Annotated in this window: 16 protein-coding genes; 10 read left to right on the top strand and 6 right to left on the bottom strand. The window is 55.5% G+C overall.

Annotated features, from left to right (window positions below):
• Positions 1-92 precede the first annotated feature (92 nt).
• From C4520_20185 to C4520_20170, 4 genes are read right to left on the bottom strand one after another with little or no spacing between them, the layout of a single operon-like run.
• Positions 93-1,214, bottom strand: a complete 1,122-nt coding sequence (locus C4520_20185) for a hypothetical protein (protein ID RJP15581.1) — start codon at positions 1,212-1,214, stop codon at positions 93-95.
• Positions 1,215-1,257: 43 nt separating this feature from the next.
• A complete protein-coding gene (locus tag C4520_20180; protein ID RJP15582.1) occupies positions 1,258-2,697 on the bottom strand; it encodes an alpha-L-fucosidase in 1,440 nt (479 codons plus the stop codon).
• A gap of 7 nt (positions 2,698-2,704) precedes the next feature.
• Positions 2,705-3,808, bottom strand: coding sequence for a hypothetical protein (locus tag C4520_20175; protein RJP15580.1), 1,104 nt, complete (start codon positions 3,806-3,808; stop codon positions 2,705-2,707).
• Between the two features lie 3 nt (positions 3,809-3,811).
• Positions 3,812-4,450: a TetR/AcrR family transcriptional regulator gene (locus tag C4520_20170; GenBank protein RJP15579.1), complete on the bottom strand. Its 639-nt coding sequence runs from the start codon at positions 4,448-4,450 to the stop codon at positions 3,812-3,814.
• Between the two features lie 224 nt (positions 4,451-4,674).
• On the opposite strand from C4520_20170, the gene C4520_20165 reads away from it, so the two are divergent.
• The 10 genes from C4520_20165 to C4520_20120 all read left to right on the top strand — a co-directional run bounded on the left by C4520_20165 (position 4,675) and on the right by C4520_20120 (position 15,880).
• Positions 4,675-5,490, top strand: a complete 816-nt coding sequence (locus C4520_20165; GenBank protein ID RJP15578.1) for a methyltetrahydrofolate cobalamin methyltransferase — start codon at positions 4,675-4,677, stop codon at positions 5,488-5,490.
• 54 nt (positions 5,491-5,544) lie between these two features.
• The gene (locus tag C4520_20160; protein ID RJP15577.1) at positions 5,545-6,198 is read left to right on the top strand and encodes a cobalamin-binding protein; all 654 of its coding nucleotides are present in this window, start codon (positions 5,545-5,547) and stop codon (positions 6,196-6,198) included.
• Positions 6,199-6,423: 225 nt separating this feature from the next.
• Positions 6,424-7,344 (top strand): nucleoside hydrolase, encoded by a 921-nt coding sequence (locus C4520_20155; GenBank protein ID RJP15576.1) that lies wholly within the window; start codon positions 6,424-6,426, stop codon positions 7,342-7,344.
• Positions 7,345-7,395: 51 nt separating this feature from the next.
• On the top strand, positions 7,396-8,451 hold the full coding sequence (locus tag C4520_20150; GenBank protein RJP15575.1) for a hypothetical protein: 1,056 nt from the start codon (positions 7,396-7,398) through the stop codon (positions 8,449-8,451).
• Between the two features lies 1 nt (position 8,452).
• Entirely contained in the window at positions 8,453-9,553 is a 1,101-nt protein-coding gene (locus C4520_20145) for a hypothetical protein (GenBank protein ID RJP15574.1), read from the top strand.
• Between the two features lie 57 nt (positions 9,554-9,610).
• Entirely contained in the window at positions 9,611-10,753 is a 1,143-nt protein-coding gene (locus tag C4520_20140; protein ID RJP15573.1) for a gfo/Idh/MocA family oxidoreductase, read from the top strand.
• The gene (locus C4520_20135) at positions 10,746-11,822 is read left to right on the top strand and encodes a gfo/Idh/MocA family oxidoreductase (protein RJP15572.1); all 1,077 of its coding nucleotides are present in this window, start codon (positions 10,746-10,748) and stop codon (positions 11,820-11,822) included. The genes C4520_20140 and C4520_20135 overlap by 8 nt, the downstream gene beginning before the upstream one ends.
• Before the next feature lie 83 nt (positions 11,823-11,905).
• Positions 11,906-13,216: a hypothetical protein gene (locus C4520_20130; protein ID RJP15571.1), complete on the top strand. Its 1,311-nt coding sequence runs from the start codon at positions 11,906-11,908 to the stop codon at positions 13,214-13,216.
• A gap of 135 nt (positions 13,217-13,351) precedes the next feature.
• Positions 13,352-15,160 (top strand): hypothetical protein, encoded by a 1,809-nt coding sequence (locus tag C4520_20125; GenBank protein RJP15570.1) that lies wholly within the window; start codon positions 13,352-13,354, stop codon positions 15,158-15,160.
• A gap of 24 nt (positions 15,161-15,184) precedes the next feature.
• Positions 15,185-15,880 (top strand): RraA family protein, encoded by a 696-nt coding sequence (locus tag C4520_20120; protein ID RJP15569.1) that lies wholly within the window; start codon positions 15,185-15,187, stop codon positions 15,878-15,880.
• Positions 15,881-15,942: 62 nt separating this feature from the next.
• Here the strand turns inward: C4520_20120 and C4520_20115 are convergent, their stop codons facing one another.
• Both C4520_20115 and C4520_20110 read right to left on the bottom strand, forming a co-directional pair.
• Positions 15,943-16,140: a hypothetical protein gene (locus tag C4520_20115; protein ID RJP15568.1), complete on the bottom strand. Its 198-nt coding sequence runs from the start codon at positions 16,138-16,140 to the stop codon at positions 15,943-15,945.
• 65 nt (positions 16,141-16,205) lie between these two features.
• Positions 16,206-17,522, bottom strand: a complete 1,317-nt coding sequence (locus C4520_20110; GenBank protein ID RJP15567.1) for an MFS transporter — start codon at positions 17,520-17,522, stop codon at positions 16,206-16,208.
• Positions 17,523-17,597 lie beyond the last annotated feature (75 nt).

The following is a 17,597-nucleotide window of genomic DNA, read 5'->3' as shown; positions in this document are numbered from 1 at the left end:
GCATCTGATACCGTCCATGATCTGAGTGCGCTCATGCATACGAGCATACCACAGCCGATAATAAAAGACAATAATTATTTACGGATAAGCTCTTAGTAGACGCATTCCCGCGCGACGTCGGCAAAAACCTTCAGGTTCTCCGGCGGCGTCTCAAAGAAATGATCGGCGGCCGAGCAGATGTAGCCACCGTCATGCCCGACTTTTTGAAAGAGCTCAATGACCACGTTCCGAATTTGCTGCTCCGACCCATTTGTCAGGATGTTGATCTGGTCCACTCCTCCGATCAACGCCATTCGACCCGCCACCTTCGCCTTGAATTCCCAAGGCTCCTGGTTTCCCCCGATGCTCGGAGGCGCCAGTGTTTCCGAGGCGTCGGCGCCGTTGGCGACAATCATCTCCTCAATTCCGCGCGTGCCGCCGCACGTATGGTACGTAACCTTGAAATCCAATGCATGCAATGCGTCATGCATCTTGCGATCGTACGGCAGACAGAATTCTCTGTGCAGGGAAGGAGAGATAAGCGTTGAGGATGCCGCGCCTCCCCCAGTTTCCACTACGTCGAATGTGGCCCCCTGCATTGTTTCGACAAACTGTAGTTTCTTTTCGAGAAGAATGGAAAGCAGTTCATGGACCCAATCTGGTTTGTCGAAACAATCCAGAATGAGTTGGTTCACGTCCTTCAGAAGGCATGCATGCTGCCAGCACCCGGCCTGGTCGCCCCATACAAAGCCGCGGAGCATGCCGTCGTCGCCGATCGAGTCATGGATGGAGTTGGCCCATTTCACGTCGAGTCGCGGCACGGGCATATACTTTTGGATCAGTTCGATATCCTCATCGCGCTTAATCATGTAGTCGAGCACCCAGGTCGTTTTCGGGTTGGTAGCCGTCTTATATGAGAGCTGGCCGCCGGGTGTCTGGATTACGTGCTCCATTACGACTGCGTCACCGTCCATTTCGACCGCCTTTGCCTCATAGAGCCAATGGGGCGAGCTAACCATTGTCACCTGTCCGTCAACCAGCCAAAATTGGCCCATTCCTTGATGGAATTGGACCTGGGCATCCAATCCAAATTCTCGGAAGGCATCCAGTTCAGAAATCCCCCCCAGATACGTGTCCAGATGGTATCTTTGCCATTGATGGATTGAGACCGGCATGCGGTCCGGTTTCCCCTTGTTCAACGCGCACAAAAGCCTTTCCCTGGAAGTCATTGACATAGTATATTTTTCCTCCCCGCCTCACGGTGATCATGCATTCAGTCTATCGCTCCGGTCGGGGCGCCATCTTGAACGAGTACGCCGGAGCATCCGGCAAGGCTTCCGGCAAAAGAATAGTCAGGCCGCTTCCGTCCTGTCGCCAGTGGAGAGGTTTTTTCTCGCCCAAGAGGTGGATTTTCGTGTTTGGCGCGCACCTCAACGATTCGATGGTGATCTCTGGGTCTGTTATTGGCCCGAGGATGATAGCGTAGAGGGCCTCATCTTTTTGAGTGAAGCGTACGCCCTTGCCGTCTCGAGTCTTGTCTTCCGCCGTTACCCATGGTCGCGTATTGTAAATGGCGTCTCCATTCACGGCGAGCCAGGCGCCCAACCCCATAAGGCGGTCGCGCTGGGCGTCGGGAATTGTTCCGTCGGCCATCGGCCCGACATTGATCAGGAGATTCCCGTTTTTGCTCACGATGTCCGCGAAGCTGTGAATAAGCTCTTCCGCAGTGAGCAGGTTGTCGTCCGGTTCATTCATGTTATATCCAAACGAAGTCCCGAGACCCCGGCACGCCTCCCACTTCTTCGCGCTGATCTGATCCAACACCCGGTATTCGGGTGTAATGTAATCGCAATGTATTGGCGGCGGATTGTGCTCGCCGGATGCATGTTTTGCCCGGAACCATGCCACCGTATTGATGATCGAGCGCATTATTCGGTTCTCCGGATATGTGGTCTGGCTCCACCGATCGTTGATAACACCGTCGGGTACGACGCTGTAGTAGTAAGAAAAAAGGTCGGTCAGGTTTGGGTCCTGGGGCCAGCGGATGTCGTTCCACAGGACCGAGGGTTTATACCAATCGATGAGTTCCCTGAAATGATTCGTTGCGTAGGTGACGTATTCGTCCTCTTGCGGCGTGTTGGTCAGAAAGGTGTATGGGTCGCTGATGGCCGTTTTCTTGAAAGTCCAATCGAGCCCGCCCGAGTAGTAGAGGCCCATTTTCAAGCCCGCTGTGCGGACCGCCTCGGTCACTTCTTTCACGAAATCCCGTTCTGAATGCAAGCCGGTCCTTCTGGGGTTTTCGTACGCGGTGGGCCAGAGAGTGTAGCCATCGTGGTGTTTGGTCACCATTACGACGTAGCGAGCGCCGGCTTTTGCGAACAGTTCGGCCCAGGCGCCGGGATTTATTTTAGCCGCTTCTCTTTCAAACTGAGGCACAAAATCATAATAAGAGAAATCCTCGCCATACTTTTCGATGTGATGCCGGCAGGTGGGGCTCCCCGTGATCTTCATTGTATTAAGGTACCATTCGGCATACGGGTTATGGGCAAGCTGATATCTATACCCTTTCCTTTTAATGAGCGTCTGATAGTCGTCGCCGAAGGGCGCCCAGGCAGGAATGGAAAAGACGCCCCAATGAATGAATATCCCAAGCTTCGCGTCGTCGAACCATTTCGAAAGCGGCCGGTTCTGCAGGGACTGCCGTCTCAATTCCTCAATGAGCTCCTTATTCACTCAGCGAACAGCCATGCGCCAGAAAGGCTTGGTAGATCATTTCATGGCGCTCAGGGGACATCTCGATATCGGTCGGATCAGGATATTGGCGAGCCATAAAGCCGCCGCCGAACCGGTCGAATGCCGCAATCATCTCCGCCACTTCAGCCCCAATTTCCTCTTCGGTCGGATTCTCCATCGTCGACCATTGGATGTCCACGGTATTCCAGAAACAGATGCCGCCGCCGAATTTGTCGGCCAGATTTCTGTGCCCCATCAGGCGCGGCTGATCGAGTTGCACGACATCCACCCCAATATCGATCATATCGGGAATCATATCGATAATGTGGCCGCAGTTATGCCAGATGTAATGCATGCCGTGCTGGTGAGCGGCCTCGACAATTCGTTTGTAACGCGGCTTGTAGAATTTGCGAAAGGTATCAGGGTCCATCTGGAGCGAGGTCTGCAGGCCCCAGTCGTCCCACGTCATGTACGCGTCCACTCCGCCGATCCGCGCCCATTGCTCGATGACGGCGCTCTCTAGGTCGGCCAGGCGGTCAAGCAGCAGTTCCAGTCCCCGGGGCTGAGTGTAAGGGGAAACCATCAGTTCCTCAAATCCCAGGAGCGCGCGCATCCGCTCAAACATGAGAATCGGGTCGAACCCCACCGTGTATTTTCCGGCTTTCCGGCCCATCTCCAGAAACGGCTTCAGCATATCATATTTTTCCGGGTCGGCGACATCGGGAAATCGATAGCTGTCGAGATTCCGCAGGTCGCGAAGCGGATGGTCGAAAGCATGATCCCAATGCCGGCCGGTTACTTCCCAGCCGACACCCCACTCGTCATGGTACCGATCGCCGGGGTCCTTCGCCCCCTTCTTCCCTGCGCTCACCCAGATATTCGCCGCCTTGCCGTCGGGTTCGACCAGATGCATGAACTGCGGTATGGCCGCCACTTCAAAAAAGTCGCTCTCGACCGGCGAAATGAAACTGTACGGGATACGCGGCGGGTGTACGAACTTGATGGCTTTGAGGACCATATCGCGGCTGGTCATGCCCGGCGGAACGGGCGCGGGTTGAAGATACAGCTCAAGCAACTGCTGAATCGAGGGGTTCATGTGTCAGACTTCTTTCTTGACCAAGTCTTCGATGAGTATCTTGAAACCTTCGTATATCCAATCCTGAGTGTGTGTCTCTCCCACAAGAATCAACCACGCCAGGTGTGAATTGACTCCGTGAATGATTCTCGCCAACACTTGGGGCGCATGTCGAGAGGTGATCTTGCCTTCCTCCATGGTTCGCCGAATATCGTTCGTCAACTGATTGAGAACTTCTTCGTCGGATTCGCGTATTTCGGCTTTAATCTCCGGATCGTTCACCGAGGCCGCCACGGCCCACATCATAGCGGAATCACGATTCACCTTTGTGACGTAGTGCTTGTACTTATCTGTGTACACCTTGTATCGCTGGATGGGGTCGTCATGCTCTCTCAAGACCTCTTCATTCCATGTGAAAATATCGGCACGGCTCTTCCGCAAAACTTCAAGAAAAAGATCCCTCTTGTTGGCGAAATACGTGTAGATAACGGGCTCCGTTATTCCGGCCGCCGCCGCAATCTTTGCGGTAGTGGCGCCGTGATAATTTTCACGGGCAAAAACATGGGTCGCCGCCTTGAGTATCTGTTCCCGCCGGGCTGCGGCTCGTGGTGTCGTCTTTTTCCCGTGAGCGGCACGGATTTCGCGCCTGCCTATATTTGCCATGATCTCAAACCTCTTCAAAGAATAGTATATACTATTCTTCAAGTTCCTATTTGCTTAGATCCTAGTGTTTATTTTAACATATTCCTTTCCGGAGAGCAAGGATTGTTTTTCGATTGACTTTTTCCCCGGGAAAAATACCTTGACAAGCGACGATGCGATATGCTAGTATCTACTAGATTTTTTTCTGGCCGTGCGTGCTCCATGATGAGAAAGGACGGCTTGCAATGCTGATTGTAGGTGAGCGCATCAACACAAGCCGCAAACAGGTCGCGGAAGCGGCGCGGCATCGGAATATCATCCCCATATGGGACGAAGCCCGAATGCAAGCGGCTGCGGGCGCGCATTTTCTCGATGTGAATGCCGGCACGTTCGCCGAGCGAGAAATCGAAAATCTCAAATGGATCATCAAGAGCGTCAGGCAAGCGAACGATTTGCCCCTCTGCATCGACAGCACAGACCCAAAGGTGATTGCAGAGGGGCTGAGCATGTGCGGCCGGGGCATGATGGTCAACTCGATTACCGCCGAGAAGGAAAACTACACGGCCATGCTGCCACTGATTCGGGAATATGAGTGCAGAACCGTCGCCCTATGTCTGGACGACAATGGAATTCCTGGGGGATTCGAAGACAAGCTCAAAGTTGGGTTTGGTCTGGTCGATAATTTGCTTTCAGATGGAGTTCCGTTGGATCATGTCTATGTTGACCCCCTCATCATGGCGGTCAGCACCGACCAGAGAAGCGGGGCGGTTGCCCTGCAGGTAATCCATGAAATCAAGCGGCGATACCCCGGCATTCACACTATCTGCGGCCTGAGCAACATATCCTTTGGGCTTCCTGCGCGGAGGATGATGAACCGGGTTTTTCTGGTGGCCGCAATGGCGGCTGGGCTCGATGCGGTGATCATTGACCCGCTTGACAGGCAGATGATGGCGAATCTCATCACGGCCAGAGCCGTTTTGGGGAATGATGAGTATTGTATGGCGTATATTTCGGCCTATCGGGAAAAGAAACTGGAACCAAATGATAAACATTTACCTTGAAAGTCCAGGTTTCGGGGCGTCCGGTACCTGACGAACTGGTCAAAGGAGAACACGATGGTGGAACTGAACCAACTTTCTGAAGCGCTGCAGAGAGGCGACATGAAGGAAGTCGAACGACTGATTCGAGAATCTCTTGGCGCGGGGCTTTCACCCGCAGACATTCTCTCTAATGGCCTCATCGCCGGAATGGATGTGATCGGAGCCAAATTCAAAAAGAACGAAGTTTTCATTCCCGAGGTGCTGATTGCCGCTCGGGCAATGCACGGCGGGCTTGCGGTTCTCGAACCAAAACTCGCCGAGACGGGGGCGAAGCCTGTGGGGAAGGTTGTGCTGGGAACCGTGCAGTCCGACCTGCATGATATTGGCAAGAACCTAGTGGGCATGATGCTCCGAGGGGCTGGGTTCCATGTGAGAGACATAGGGATTGACGTTCCGCCGCAGAGATTTGTCGAGGCCGCGGGCGAAGAAGGCGTCCAAATTGTGGCGATGTCGGCGCTTCTCTCCACGACCATGCCGAAACTGCGCGAAACCATCAACGCGCTGCATGCGGCGGGACTCACAAGGAAAGTCAAAATCATGGTTGGAGGCGCTCCGGTGAGCCGCGAGTACGCCGAAGAGATCGGAGCGGACGGCTATGGTGATGATGCGGCGGCCGCCGTCGATGTGGCGCGACGGTTCATCGAAACCTCCGCAAGCGCCGCGAAATAGAGACACTCGACAATCGATCAAACGGATTGCTTGCCAAAGGAACCGAAGAACAGTGAGCGCTCAAGTCACAAAGATAATCGTCCAGCGACCGGTTGCAAAAGCTACCGTGTATCATTATTCATCCTTGTTCATTCCTTATTCCGCCGGATGTTCAACTGGAGAACTTCAAATTCCCCCTAACTGTTGCCCGATAAGTTCAATCTGAGTGATGCGAAAGAGGCTGTGATGACAGAACGCGTGATCATTGACACTGATATTGGGACCGATGTGGACGACGCGTATGCGCTCGCTTTTCTGGCGAATTCCCCCGAGGTCAAAATAGAAGCGGTCACGACCGTATGGGCCGACGCAAGGTTGCGCGCCCGCATTGCAAAGAAGCTGCTCATTGCGTTGGGCAGACCGGACATTCCTGTCGCGGCAGGCGAAAATCTTCCTCTGAATCCCGATCGATCTGCTTTTCTGATGGGACACGAAGGCAAAGGCGTATTCGAAGAGGGCGAAGAGGTGGCGCTGTCGGATGTGCCGGCATTGGAGCTTGTGGAGTCGGTGTTGAGAAAGCGTCCCAAGGAAGTTTCGGTGGTTCTTATAGGCCCGCAGACGAACTTCGGCAAACTGCTGTCGACAAAGCCGGAACTGGGTGCTCTCATCAAGCAGTTTATCATTATGGGCGGAACCCCTTTCTATGGCCTGAAAGAGATGGAACTCTTCGGCGAACGGCCGATCGACTACAACTTTGTTGCGGACCCGGAGGCTGTGCGCATCGTTTTCGATTCCGGCGTTCCTATTATTTTGGTGGGCTGCAACGTAACCATGCCGACGCTGCTGAGGGAGGAGCATCTTGAATCGATCAGGAAGCGCAATACCGCTGCGACCGATCTTCTCGCAGCCATGACAGATATCTGGTTGAACGTGATTGGACAAAAAGAGACGCCGATGCATGATGCCCTCGCCTGCTCCGCGGCATTTACGCTTGATTTCCTAAATACGATGATGCTTAACGTCGTGATCGAGACGAGAGGCGAATTTACTGCGGGGTTGACTGTGGTAAACTGCTATAAGAACGCAGAATGGAACACGGTGAAGGTGGCGACAGATGTTCGGCGGGAGGAATTCATCCAATTCATGATGCGCCGCATACTCGCATAGAGGGGACATTTCTTCGGCGCAGAGGCGCAGACTATCCAGGAGACTTATCGTATGAGACTATCAGATTTGCCAAAACCATCGCCCGATTTTACTCGTCTTAAGAATGTGCTTACCGGCGAACGGCCCCCCGACCGATTGCCATTGGTGGACTTGCTTGTTGACCAGGCTCTTAAAGAAAAAGTTTTGGGCCGCCCGACGGTTTCCGATTTCACCAACGACCCGGAAGATGGCCGAAAAAGAATTGACGACGAGATTGAATTCCGCCACAAACTCGGATACGATTACATCGATGTCTGCCCATTCATGTATTTCGGAGCGGCCTATCAGGTTTCCGAGCAAAGTGATCGTTCGTGGATATCGGAAGCGACATCCACCATCCGCAATCGCCAGGATTTCGAGCGGCATTTTTGGCCAGACCCGCAAGCGCTCGACTACGCTCAACTGGAATACGCCGCCTCCGTCCTGCCTGACGGCATGATGAGCATCCCTCGTGTTGGGGGATTGTTTGAAAACGTCGTTTTTCTTACCGGAATCGAAGGGCTTTCCTACATGCTCGTTGATGATCCGCCGCTGGTGGATGAACTTTTTGCCAAGGTGGGAGCGATTGTGCTGTCCGCCGCCGAGAACCTCTTGCAAGCGCCCCGGGTAGGGGCGCTATTCGTCGGGGAAGACCTAGGATTTCAAACCGGTACCATGCTTTCTCCTAACCACCTTCGCAAATACGTCTTCCCATGGCACAAGAAAATGGTTGCAGCCGCCCATAAGCGGGGCGTTTCCTATTTGCTGCATTCCTGCGGCAATATCGAGGGAATAATGGAGGACTTGATCGAAGATGTCGGGATCGACGCGCGACACTCCTTCCAAGATAAGATTCTACCGGTCGAGGAAGCCGTCTCTCGCTATTCCGACCGTATCGCCATCCTCGGGGGAGTCGATATGGACTTGCTGACGAGAGGGACCGAAGAGGAGGTCCGGGCGCGCGTGCGCGAGATCATCGAGACGTGCGCTCCCAGCGGCCGTTTCGCGCTCGGGACCGGCAACAGCGTCGCCTCATACCTGAATCCCGATAATTACCTGGCCATGCTCGACGAGGCAAGGAGAGAATAAAGTGAATGTCCGTGAACGATTCCATGCGACCTGCAGGTTCGAGCCGGTTGACCGGGCATTCCGCTTCGAGACCATCGGATTCTGGAACGAGACGATCGAGCGGTGGCGCGGCGAGGGACTGCCGGAAGACGTGGAGACGCTGACTGCGTTTTTCTATTTCGAGATGGGCTTGCGTATCCCAATCTTTCTCGGCGGCGGATATAACGCGGGATTCTCACCGGCGTTCGAGGAGCAGGTGTTCGAGGAGACCGATAATTACCGCGTCCTGCGCACCGGCTACGGCAGCGTAATCAAGGAATTCAAGACCGGCCAGTCCACCTTGCCCCAGTTTCTCGAATTTCCGGTACGAGACATGCGGTCGTTCGAGGACCTTAAGTGGCGTCTCGACCCCGCGTCGCCCGAGCGGCTGGGCGAAGACTGGGACCAGAACGCCGCTCTCTATAATGAGGCCGATATGCCGCTCTATCTCTACATCTGCGGCCTCTTCGGCCTGGCGCGCCACCTGCTCGGGTTTGACAACCTCATGTTCGCTTATTACGATTCTCCCAAGCTGATTCACGCTATCGGCGAACAATGGGCGAAACTCCACACGGGCATCATCGAACAGATGACCGCCTCGGCCAAACTCGACGCCATCGATTTCTGGGAAGATATGGCGTATCGCAACGGACCGATGATCGGACCGACCTTATTCAAGGAATTCATGTCCCCCTACTATAGACGCGTCATCGATTGCGTCCGCTCGCGAGGCGTCGAGGTGTTCGAGGTCGACACCGACGGTAACGTCCACACGCTCATTCCCCTCTTCCTCGAAGTCGGCGTCAACAAACTCCTGCCGTTCGAGACACAGGCCGGAATGGATATCAGACAAGTCCGCCAGAAATACGGCAAGAAGCTGATTATCGAGGGCGGATTAGACAAGCGCGCGCTTGCGCTCGGCCCGACAGCCATCCGCGAGGAGGTCGAATCCAAAGTACCCGCGCTTCTGAAGGAAGGCGGCTATTTCCCCGGCATAGACCATTATGTGCCGCCGGACGTTTCGCTCGAAGATTTCGAGTATTTCCTTAAGTTGGTTCGCGATATCGGAGAGCGAACCCATTAATGCAGGCGCCTTTCTCTCCAAACACATAGGCGCTTGGAGAAGGGAGAAGCACAATTTATGACAAATCGACTGAGGGTGGGACTTGTGGGATGCGGAGAGGCGATTCAGGCGCTCCACGTGCCGGCGCTCAACAGCCTCGCCTCGCTCTATCGCATCGAAGCGTGCAGCGACGCGAGCCGCGAAGTGATGGGCGAGGTCGCCCACAGAACCGGCGCGCGCCCGGTTGAGAACCCGTTCGACTTGATTCGCGACCCTGACGTTGACGTGGTCGTCATCGCAACCCCCGACTCATACCATGTGGACCACGCGCTCGCGGCCTGCCAGGCCAAGAAGAAGGCGGCTCTCGTCGAGAAGCCCCCGGCGCTCAATTCGCGAATCGTGAGAAAGATGGCGGAGGCCTCGGAGGAATCCGGCGTTCCCATTGTCATGGGATACCCGCATGTGTATGACCCCGCGACGCGGCGCGCAAAAGAACTCTGGGGAGAACCTCAGCCGTTCCGGTTCGCGCAATTCCGCACGTTTCTCGGGCCGAACGAAAAATACACAGCCGACGAGATTCTCCAGACCATCAGGCCGTCAATCGCAGACCGCTGGCCGGCTCTCATCGGTCAACTGGATTTCGCCGCCGTCGCCACCGAATTGTTCGGTTCGGACCTTGATGTGAATTTTGTAGTCGCGCACGGGTTGCTGATCGGCCTCGTCATCCATGACATCCCCGTCATGCGCAGGATGGTCGGCGAGCCGGTCAAAGTCGATTACGCGCGCGCTCATGCCATGAATGGTCCTCTGAATCTCGTCGGCCTCTCGCTGGACATCATTCTTGACCACGGAATCGGCAGAACTCTGATGCAGGCCGAATTCCATGAGTCAAAAATGACCGACTGGGGCTTTCTCGCGCGACGGTCCGACCTGCAAGTCGAGGTGAAATTCCCACCGACTTACGCCGCCGCGGCGCCCTCGTCGCTTAAAGCGACGTACGAGAAGAACGGGATGACGGTGGAAGAAACACATGGAGGGCGCTTCGAGACCGGCTTCCGGTGCGAGTGGAAGCATGTCCACGAAGTTGTAACCAAGGGTATCCAACCACTAACGAGCGCCCGCGATGCGGTGAAGGATATGGAATTAATCGAGGAAATCACCCGAACCATGATTCGGCAAAGTAATTCGGGGCCGCGGCCCGAGGAGGCGCGCAATGAATAAGCCTGCGGGAGTGGCATTTATCGGAGCGGGATTCATTTCCTATCTGCATCTGTTCGCGGTAAGGAGCAATCCCAACTTGAAACTGCTTGCAATCGCATCTCAGTCGAAAGAGGTCGCCGAGCACAGGGCGAGAATTTTCGATGCGGCGCCATACACGTTCTCCAATCTGGGGGACATGCTCGCCCGCAAGGACATCGACATCGTCTTCGTGCTCAGCCCGAACTCTCTTCACGCGGAACACGCGCTTGCCGCGATCAGAGCGGGCAAACACCTCGTTATCGAAAAACCGCTCGCGATCACTCTCGCCGAAGCGAAGAAAGTGACCGAGACGGCAACCGCGGCCGGCGTCTCCATCGGATACGCGGAGAACCAGGTTTATTCTCCCTTGCTCTTGAAGGCGCGCGAGATGATCGCCGATGGCGCACTCGGCGCGGTCAAGAGCGCGCTCGGCTTCTGCGGTCATGGCGGCCCTCCGCCCAACGGCTGGTTCCGCAAACCACAGTTCGCCGGTGGCGGCGCCCATCTTGACCTCGGCTCGCATACGCTCGAAAGCGTCCTGTTCCTCACGGGAAAGCCTCCGATTAAACGAGTGAAATCCTGCGTGTTGGCGGAGGCGCCCGACGGCGGCATTGACGGGAAGGGCGAAGCCGTTCTTGAGACAAAAGACGGCGTCGAGATCACCTGCGTCAGTTCATGGCTCGAAACAGAAGAGAGCTTTCATTACGAAGTGCAGGGGGAGAAGGGGCGACTGCGGGCCGCCTTTAGTCCTCCGCCTCAGTTCCTGACGTTCTATCACGCTGACGGAGAGGTTGAGAACATCGACATTCCCGCCCAGTTCGACATGCGCCTGAACAGGTACCTCGCAAGCGGCGGGTATGTCGGCCAGGTTGAGGACTTCGAGCGCTGCTTCCGAACGGGGGAAATCCCGATGGAATCAGCGCTCGACGGCGAACGCGTCCTGCGGATTCTGACGGCGGGTTATCTGTCGGCGCGCGAGAAGAGGCCGCTCGACTTGACCTCACCGCTTCCGATGGAAAAGACGCCTATTCAGATATGGCTGGGGACATAGCTTAATCGCGGCTCCGAGGAGGAGAGCATGAGGAGAGCAGTTTCCATCGGGAGCTTGAGCGTGAACCACTGGAAGAGGAGGAAATGACCTTGGCGTCAAACAAAAAGATAGTTTTTCTTGGGGGCGGCAGCACGCAGTTCGCCCCCTTGCTCATTTCGGACTTCATCAAGACCGAAGACCTTTCCGGCAGCATGATCGTCCTTGTCGATGTAAATGAGGAAAAGTTGAAACTGGTGCATCAACTCGGCCGTCGCTTGATCGCGTATGCCGGCGCCGAATTGAAACTTGAATATACAACCGACCGCGCCAGCGCGCTTCCCGGCGCCGACTTCGTCATAATAAGCGTCGAGGTCAATCGGTTTCCGCTCTGGAAGATGGACCAGCACATTCCGAGGAAATTCGGCATCGAGCAGGCGCAGGGAGAAAACGGCGGACCGGGCGGCCTCTTTCATGCGATGCGCCAGATTCCGGTTGTGGTGGAAATCTGTCAGGACGTGGAGAAGCTATGTCCAGAAGCGTTGATGATAAACCTCGCCAATCCCATGAGCAGGATTCTTCAGGCGGTGCACGATTATACGAGTGTCAAATTCGTCGGGAGCTGTCACGAGATCGTCGATGGCAACGCCTATCTCTCGTCCTTGCTCCAGATGCCGGAGGAGAGCCTGCATGTGGTCGCCGCAGGTCTCAATCACTTCACTTGGTATATCGAGGTTCGCAATAAGGAAACAGGAGAGGATTTATACCCAATGGTGCGCGAACTGGCGCCGAGAAACGTGCATATGGACCGCCTGCTGGTGGCCGACCTGTTCCGGCTGACGGGCTATTTGTGCGTCACCAGCGACAGTCACGCAGGCGAATATCTCGCCGGCGGCCATGTGTGGCGAACCGCCTGGGAGTCGGAGATGGAGCCGTTCGATTTCTTTTCGGCCTATCAGATGTATCTGAAGGATGTGGACGAGCGCGTCGCGAAGATGGTCCGGGGCAGCTATCCGGCGGAGGAATTCCTTCAAATACCCAGCGGAGAGGTGGTCGCGCAAATTGTGTCCGCTATTACGCATGACCGGCATGAGCGTTTCAATGCGCTGAATCTTCCGAACGATGGATACATTTCCAATCTGCCGCCGACCAGCATCGTGGAGGTCCCCACCTCGACCAGGGGAGACCATCTGCAGGGCGAGGTTGTGGGCGCGCTTCCTCCAGTCATAGCGGGATGGTGCAACCTGCATGCGGCGATTCACTCGCTCAACGCGAAGGCCGCGATGGAGGGTGACCGACAGGCCGCGCTGGAGGCGATGCTGCTCGACCCGGTCGTGCCCGACCGTTTCACTGCGGAAAAATGTCTTGACGCGATGCTCGAGGCGCACCGGGCGTATTTGCCGCGCTTCTACAGCTAATTTCAATAAGGCTATCGGCGGGCCTATTGTTCACGGCATTTATGGCTTCAGGTTGCGAATAGAGGGCGACGGTCAAATTTCCAGGTGGTTGTGGGGGCGATTCGGCGAGTCGCCCGTTCACTTCGGAGACCCAGCATGAAAGAATGGCGACCAGTGAAGGGAAATATCATGACGCGGTGGGCTGCGCAATTTGACCCCGCCGCTCCCCTTCCGGAATATCCGCGCCCGCAGATGGTTCGCCGGCAATGGCGGAGCTTGAACGGCCTGTGGGATTACGCAGTCACGCCACGCGCGGCGACTTCCCCTGAGGTGTATGAGGGAAAGATACTCGTGCCGTTCGCCATCGAGACAGCCCTGTCCGGAGTAAAGCGCCCCTTGCTGCCCGACCAGTTATTGTGGTACCGCCGCTTCTTCACAATACCCGACACTTGGAAAGACAGACGAATCCTGCTTCATTTCGAGGCAGTGGACTGGCAATGCGACTGTTACGTGAACAGGCAAAAGGTCGGCTCCCACGCCGGCGGATATGTTCCCTTTACATTCGATATCTCTGAAGTGTTGGCTCCTGGAGAAAACGAATTAGTTGTTTCTGTTTGGGATCCCACCGACTCTCATTGGCAGCAGAAGGGGAAGCAGGTTTTGCAGCCGGAATCTATCTACTACACCGCCACCAGCGGCATCTGGCAGACGGTGTGGGTCGAGCCGGTCCATGCTGATAATTACATCGTACGCCTGAAGCTGGTTCCGAAAGTTGACAACGAAGCGCTGGAGGTGGAGGTTTTCACGCGATCGGAGGGAAGAGTATCGATTGCCGCCACATCTGAAGGCGTTGAAGTCGGGATGATTGAAGGCGTCTCCGGTCATAAGCTCCGGCTGCCGGTGCCGAATCCTCATCTCTGGTCTCCACAGGACCCATTTCTTTACTCTTTGAAAGTGGACCTGCTCAAGGAGGCGGGAGTTATCGATTCGGTTGAAAGCTACTTCGGCATGCGAAAGATATCGGCGGGGGTGGGGCAGTCCGGGCATAAGCGCATCTTGCTCAATGGCAAGCCCATATTCCTGCACGGCCCGCTGGATCAAGGGTATTGGCCGGATGGCGGCATGACTCCTCCCTCGGATGAAGCGTTGATTTTCGATATCGAGAAGACGCTTGAACTTGGGTTCAACATGACCCGCAAGCACGTGAAGGTCGAGCCGCGCCGCTGGTACTATCACGCCGACCGCCTCGGGTTGCTTGTCATTCAGGATATGCCGTCCGGCGGAAAGAATATGCTGGCCGAGGACGAGATCGTTCGTGTCATGTTTTCAAACAGGAAACGCAAAGACACCGGCGCTCGCTCCTATCGAAAGGCATGGCGCGAATCTGCCGAGGCGCGCCGGGATTTTGAGGCGGAACTTGCCGCAGTGATCGAACACCTTCGGAACGCGCCCAGTATTGCTATCTGGACTCCGTTCAACGAATCCTGGGGCCAGTTTGATGCCGCCCGCATTTCGGAATCAGTTAAGCGGCAAGACCCTTCACGTCTAGTCGATCACGCCTCCGGCTGGCTCGAGCAGGGCGCAGGCGACTTTTGCAGCCGGCACGTCTACGTACTCAAGTTAAAGAAGCCGCCGCGAAACGATACAAGAATCTACTTCATTTCAGAATACGGCGGGTACAACTATCAGGAAACCGGGCATCTGTGGAACGGCGAGAGCGAATTCGGCTATGCGATGTTTCCTGAAAAGGCCGCTCTTCATGAGGCATATGCAAACCTGATACGCACACAGATTATGCCATTGATTCCACACGGTCTTGGCGCGGCAGTCTATACGCAGTTCTCCGATGTCGAAATCGAAACGAACGGCTTCTTCACCTATGACAGAGAGATTTTGAAGTTTGACATGGACTTGGTGCGAGCGCTGAATTGTGAAATTTATGAAGCATTCAGCAGTTCAGCATGAGCGGGAGCATTTGAGGAGAGCGAGATGGCAACTTCGGAAGAGAGAAAAGAGCTTCTGGAACTTTACGAAGACCTGCGCGTATCGGACGTGCGCGATGGGATGGATTGGAACTCGATGCACCATTACGGGTCGATGTCGCCCGACATGAGGCCACTGTTCAGGACACGAGTAGTCGGAATCGCACGGACGGCTCGATATTTGCCATTTCAAGGAACTGTTCCGGAAATGACTCCCGACCAATATACTGAGTGGTCCGAGTGGTATTATCGCGAGATTTGCAGCTATCCGTGGGACGAGGATATCGAGCAAGGCGACGTGATGGTGATCGACCAGAGCAACGTCAATTGCGGGTTGATGGGTTCTTTCAATTCGCTTGCGTTTTACATGCTGGGAGTGCGCGGATACGTCATCGAAGGGGGAGTGCGCGATACCGATGAATTGATCCGCCAGAAGACGCCGGTGTGGTCGAAATTCATCTCACAGAGCATGGTGCAGGCCCGCCTGCAATTTGAGGCCAAGAATATTCCCCTCTGCGTCGGAGGCGTTGTGGTCAATCCGGGCGATATCGTTGTTGCCGACGGCGACGGAGTCATCGTGGTACCGAGACAGCTTGCCCGTTCTGTTGCCGCATATGCCCGGCGCGAGCTCGAGACGGACAAGCGGAACCGGCGCAGGGTCTACGAACAGCTTGGCATGCAGACGGATGATACCGTCTCATGACCCCGCCTTTTCGCGGCTGTCGCAGACGTTATTCCGGAAAAGCCAAAGGGCTGCCGTCTCGGTCAATGGTCGACCGCAACCAGTGTCAGGTGCAGTTTCTCCTCGGTTTTCCGAAGGCGCTCCAATTCATCCTCTTTCAGTTCCGCCGGCGTCATCTTGTGGCTGCACTGGAACGCGAGGATGGTCTTTCCTAATTCTTCCTCCAGTTCCTTTATCTCGTCGAGGTCCTTCTCTTTAATCTTGCCAATGCTGCAAATCATGACGATCCCCCATTACATGCGAATTTATTATCCACGTACTCTATTTTAGTATTTACCCGACGACTCTAAGTTTCTATGCCGGGCGATCCGGACGGGATTAGGTTGACCTGTTTTTTCGCCAGGTCGAGCCTGACGAAAGAAACCGCCGCGGCAGCGGTCAAAAAGGCCGCAATAAACAGGATGATCGCGAGCGTATAGCTGCCAGTCGCATCGGCTATCGAGCCCGCGACGACCGGGCCGCCCACTACGCCGAGCGCAAATCCGCTCATCAGCAGGCCGAGCAGTTTGCTGAAACTGAGCATGCCGAAACAGCGGGCAACCACGACGGGAAGGAGAACGGCTGAGCCGCCGAGCGACAATCCGTAAAGGATCGAAAACGGGAGCAAAACGGCGGGAGATTGAATTTTCAGATAGAGAAAGAACACCAGCAGCAGCACGAGTGCAACCGCATGAAGCCCATGAGTGGTGGCTATCAGATTTTTCGGGTTGAACCTGTCGGAGAGGAATCCGAAGCCCAGACGGCCGGCGGAACTGATCCCTACAGCAATTGCCCAATAGGTCGCCGCCATCTGCGACGATACGCCGGCATCATCGATAAGAGCGACGAAATGAACAGTTAATCCCGATTCTCCGAAAATGAGACACGCGAAGGCGCCAAACAACAGCCAGAACGAAGATGTCCTGACCGCCTGATTTGTACTGAGGCCGACAACAGAACGCGCTTCTCGCTCCTGCAAATCTGAGCCGCCATCGTGGGCGTGGATGACGCCGTCAGGTTCAAGTCCCATATCGGCCGGTCTGGTGCGGATGAATAGCAGCACGGGCGGAATGATGCCAAGGAGAATCAGTCCCAAGACGAAAAATGAGACTCTCCAACTGTAGGTGGTGATCAGGAAATTGGCGAGCGGCGGCATGGTCAGCCCGCCGAGCCCGATGCCGACCATCATTATCCCCATCGCGCGGCCCCGATATCTGTCAAACCAGTTGGAGATCAGCGTCTGATTCGGGATCAGTGTGATACCTGCGGTGCCAATGCCGGAGAAGAACATCAGGACAAACAACTGCGACATACCGGTGAGCCTGCTGAGGAAGAGCCAACAGATGCCTGCTATCAGGGCCGAGGCCGCTATGATGTATCGGGCGCCGTATTTGTGCAAGAGCGCTCCGATGACCGGTCCGGTGACGCCATATACAAGTGCCCAGACCGCAATGGTGGCCGAGATCGCGGCGCGGCTCCAGCCGAAGCTCGCCTCCAGCGGTTTCACGAAAACGCCGAACGAGTAAAACCCGATGCCGGTCCCAAAGAAGATAACAAACGAGCTGACCAGCACGATCCACCAGCCGTAGAAAACCTTCTGCTTCACAGCCATGCCCATCTGCATGCCCCCCCTGAAAAACCCGTAATGCAAGAGCAGAGATGACCAGAATAACCGAAGCGCGGCGCTGTTTTCAACAGA

It is taken from the genome of Candidatus Abyssobacteria bacterium SURF_5 (assembly GCA_003598085.1).
Lineage (GTDB): Bacteria > Abyssobacteria > SURF-5 > SURF-5 > SURF-5 > SURF-5.
The sequence above is the reverse complement of the archived record's forward strand: the minus strand, read 5'-3'. Positions and strand labels throughout refer to the sequence as shown.

Excerpts from the sequence above, each read along its gene's own strand:
- C4520_20140 (RJP15573.1), top strand. The coding sequence starts at position 9,611 with ATGACAAATCGACTGAGGGTGGGACTTGTGGGATGCGGAGAGGCGATT.
- C4520_20160 (RJP15577.1), top strand. The coding sequence starts at position 5,545 with ATGGTGGAACTGAACCAACTTTCTGAAGCGCTGCAGAGAGGCGACATG.
- C4520_20125 (RJP15570.1), top strand. The coding sequence starts at position 13,352 with ATGAAAGAATGGCGACCAGTGAAGGGAAATATCATGACGCGGTGGGCT.
- C4520_20175 (RJP15580.1), bottom strand. The coding sequence starts at position 3,808 with ATGAACCCCTCGATTCAGCAGTTGCTTGAGCTGTATCTTCAACCCGCG.
- C4520_20115 (RJP15568.1), bottom strand. The coding sequence starts at position 16,140 with ATGATTTGCAGCATTGGCAAGATTAAAGAGAAGGACCTCGACGAGATA.
- C4520_20135 (RJP15572.1), top strand. The coding sequence starts at position 10,746 with ATGAATAAGCCTGCGGGAGTGGCATTTATCGGAGCGGGATTCATTTCC.
- C4520_20165 (RJP15578.1), top strand. The coding sequence starts at position 4,675 with ATGCTGATTGTAGGTGAGCGCATCAACACAAGCCGCAAACAGGTCGCG.
- C4520_20120 (RJP15569.1), top strand. The coding sequence starts at position 15,185 with ATGGCAACTTCGGAAGAGAGAAAAGAGCTTCTGGAACTTTACGAAGAC.
- C4520_20130 (RJP15571.1), top strand. The coding sequence starts at position 11,906 with ATGACCTTGGCGTCAAACAAAAAGATAGTTTTTCTTGGGGGCGGCAGC.
- C4520_20170 (RJP15579.1), bottom strand. The coding sequence starts at position 4,450 with ATGGCAAATATAGGCAGGCGCGAAATCCGTGCCGCTCACGGGAAAAAG.
- C4520_20185 (RJP15581.1), bottom strand. The coding sequence starts at position 1,214 with ATGTCAATGACTTCCAGGGAAAGGCTTTTGTGCGCGTTGAACAAGGGG.
- C4520_20150 (RJP15575.1), top strand. The coding sequence starts at position 7,396 with ATGAGACTATCAGATTTGCCAAAACCATCGCCCGATTTTACTCGTCTT.
- C4520_20110 (RJP15567.1), bottom strand. The coding sequence starts at position 17,522 with ATGCAGATGGGCATGGCTGTGAAGCAGAAGGTTTTCTACGGCTGGTGG.
- C4520_20155 (RJP15576.1), top strand. The coding sequence starts at position 6,424 with ATGACAGAACGCGTGATCATTGACACTGATATTGGGACCGATGTGGAC.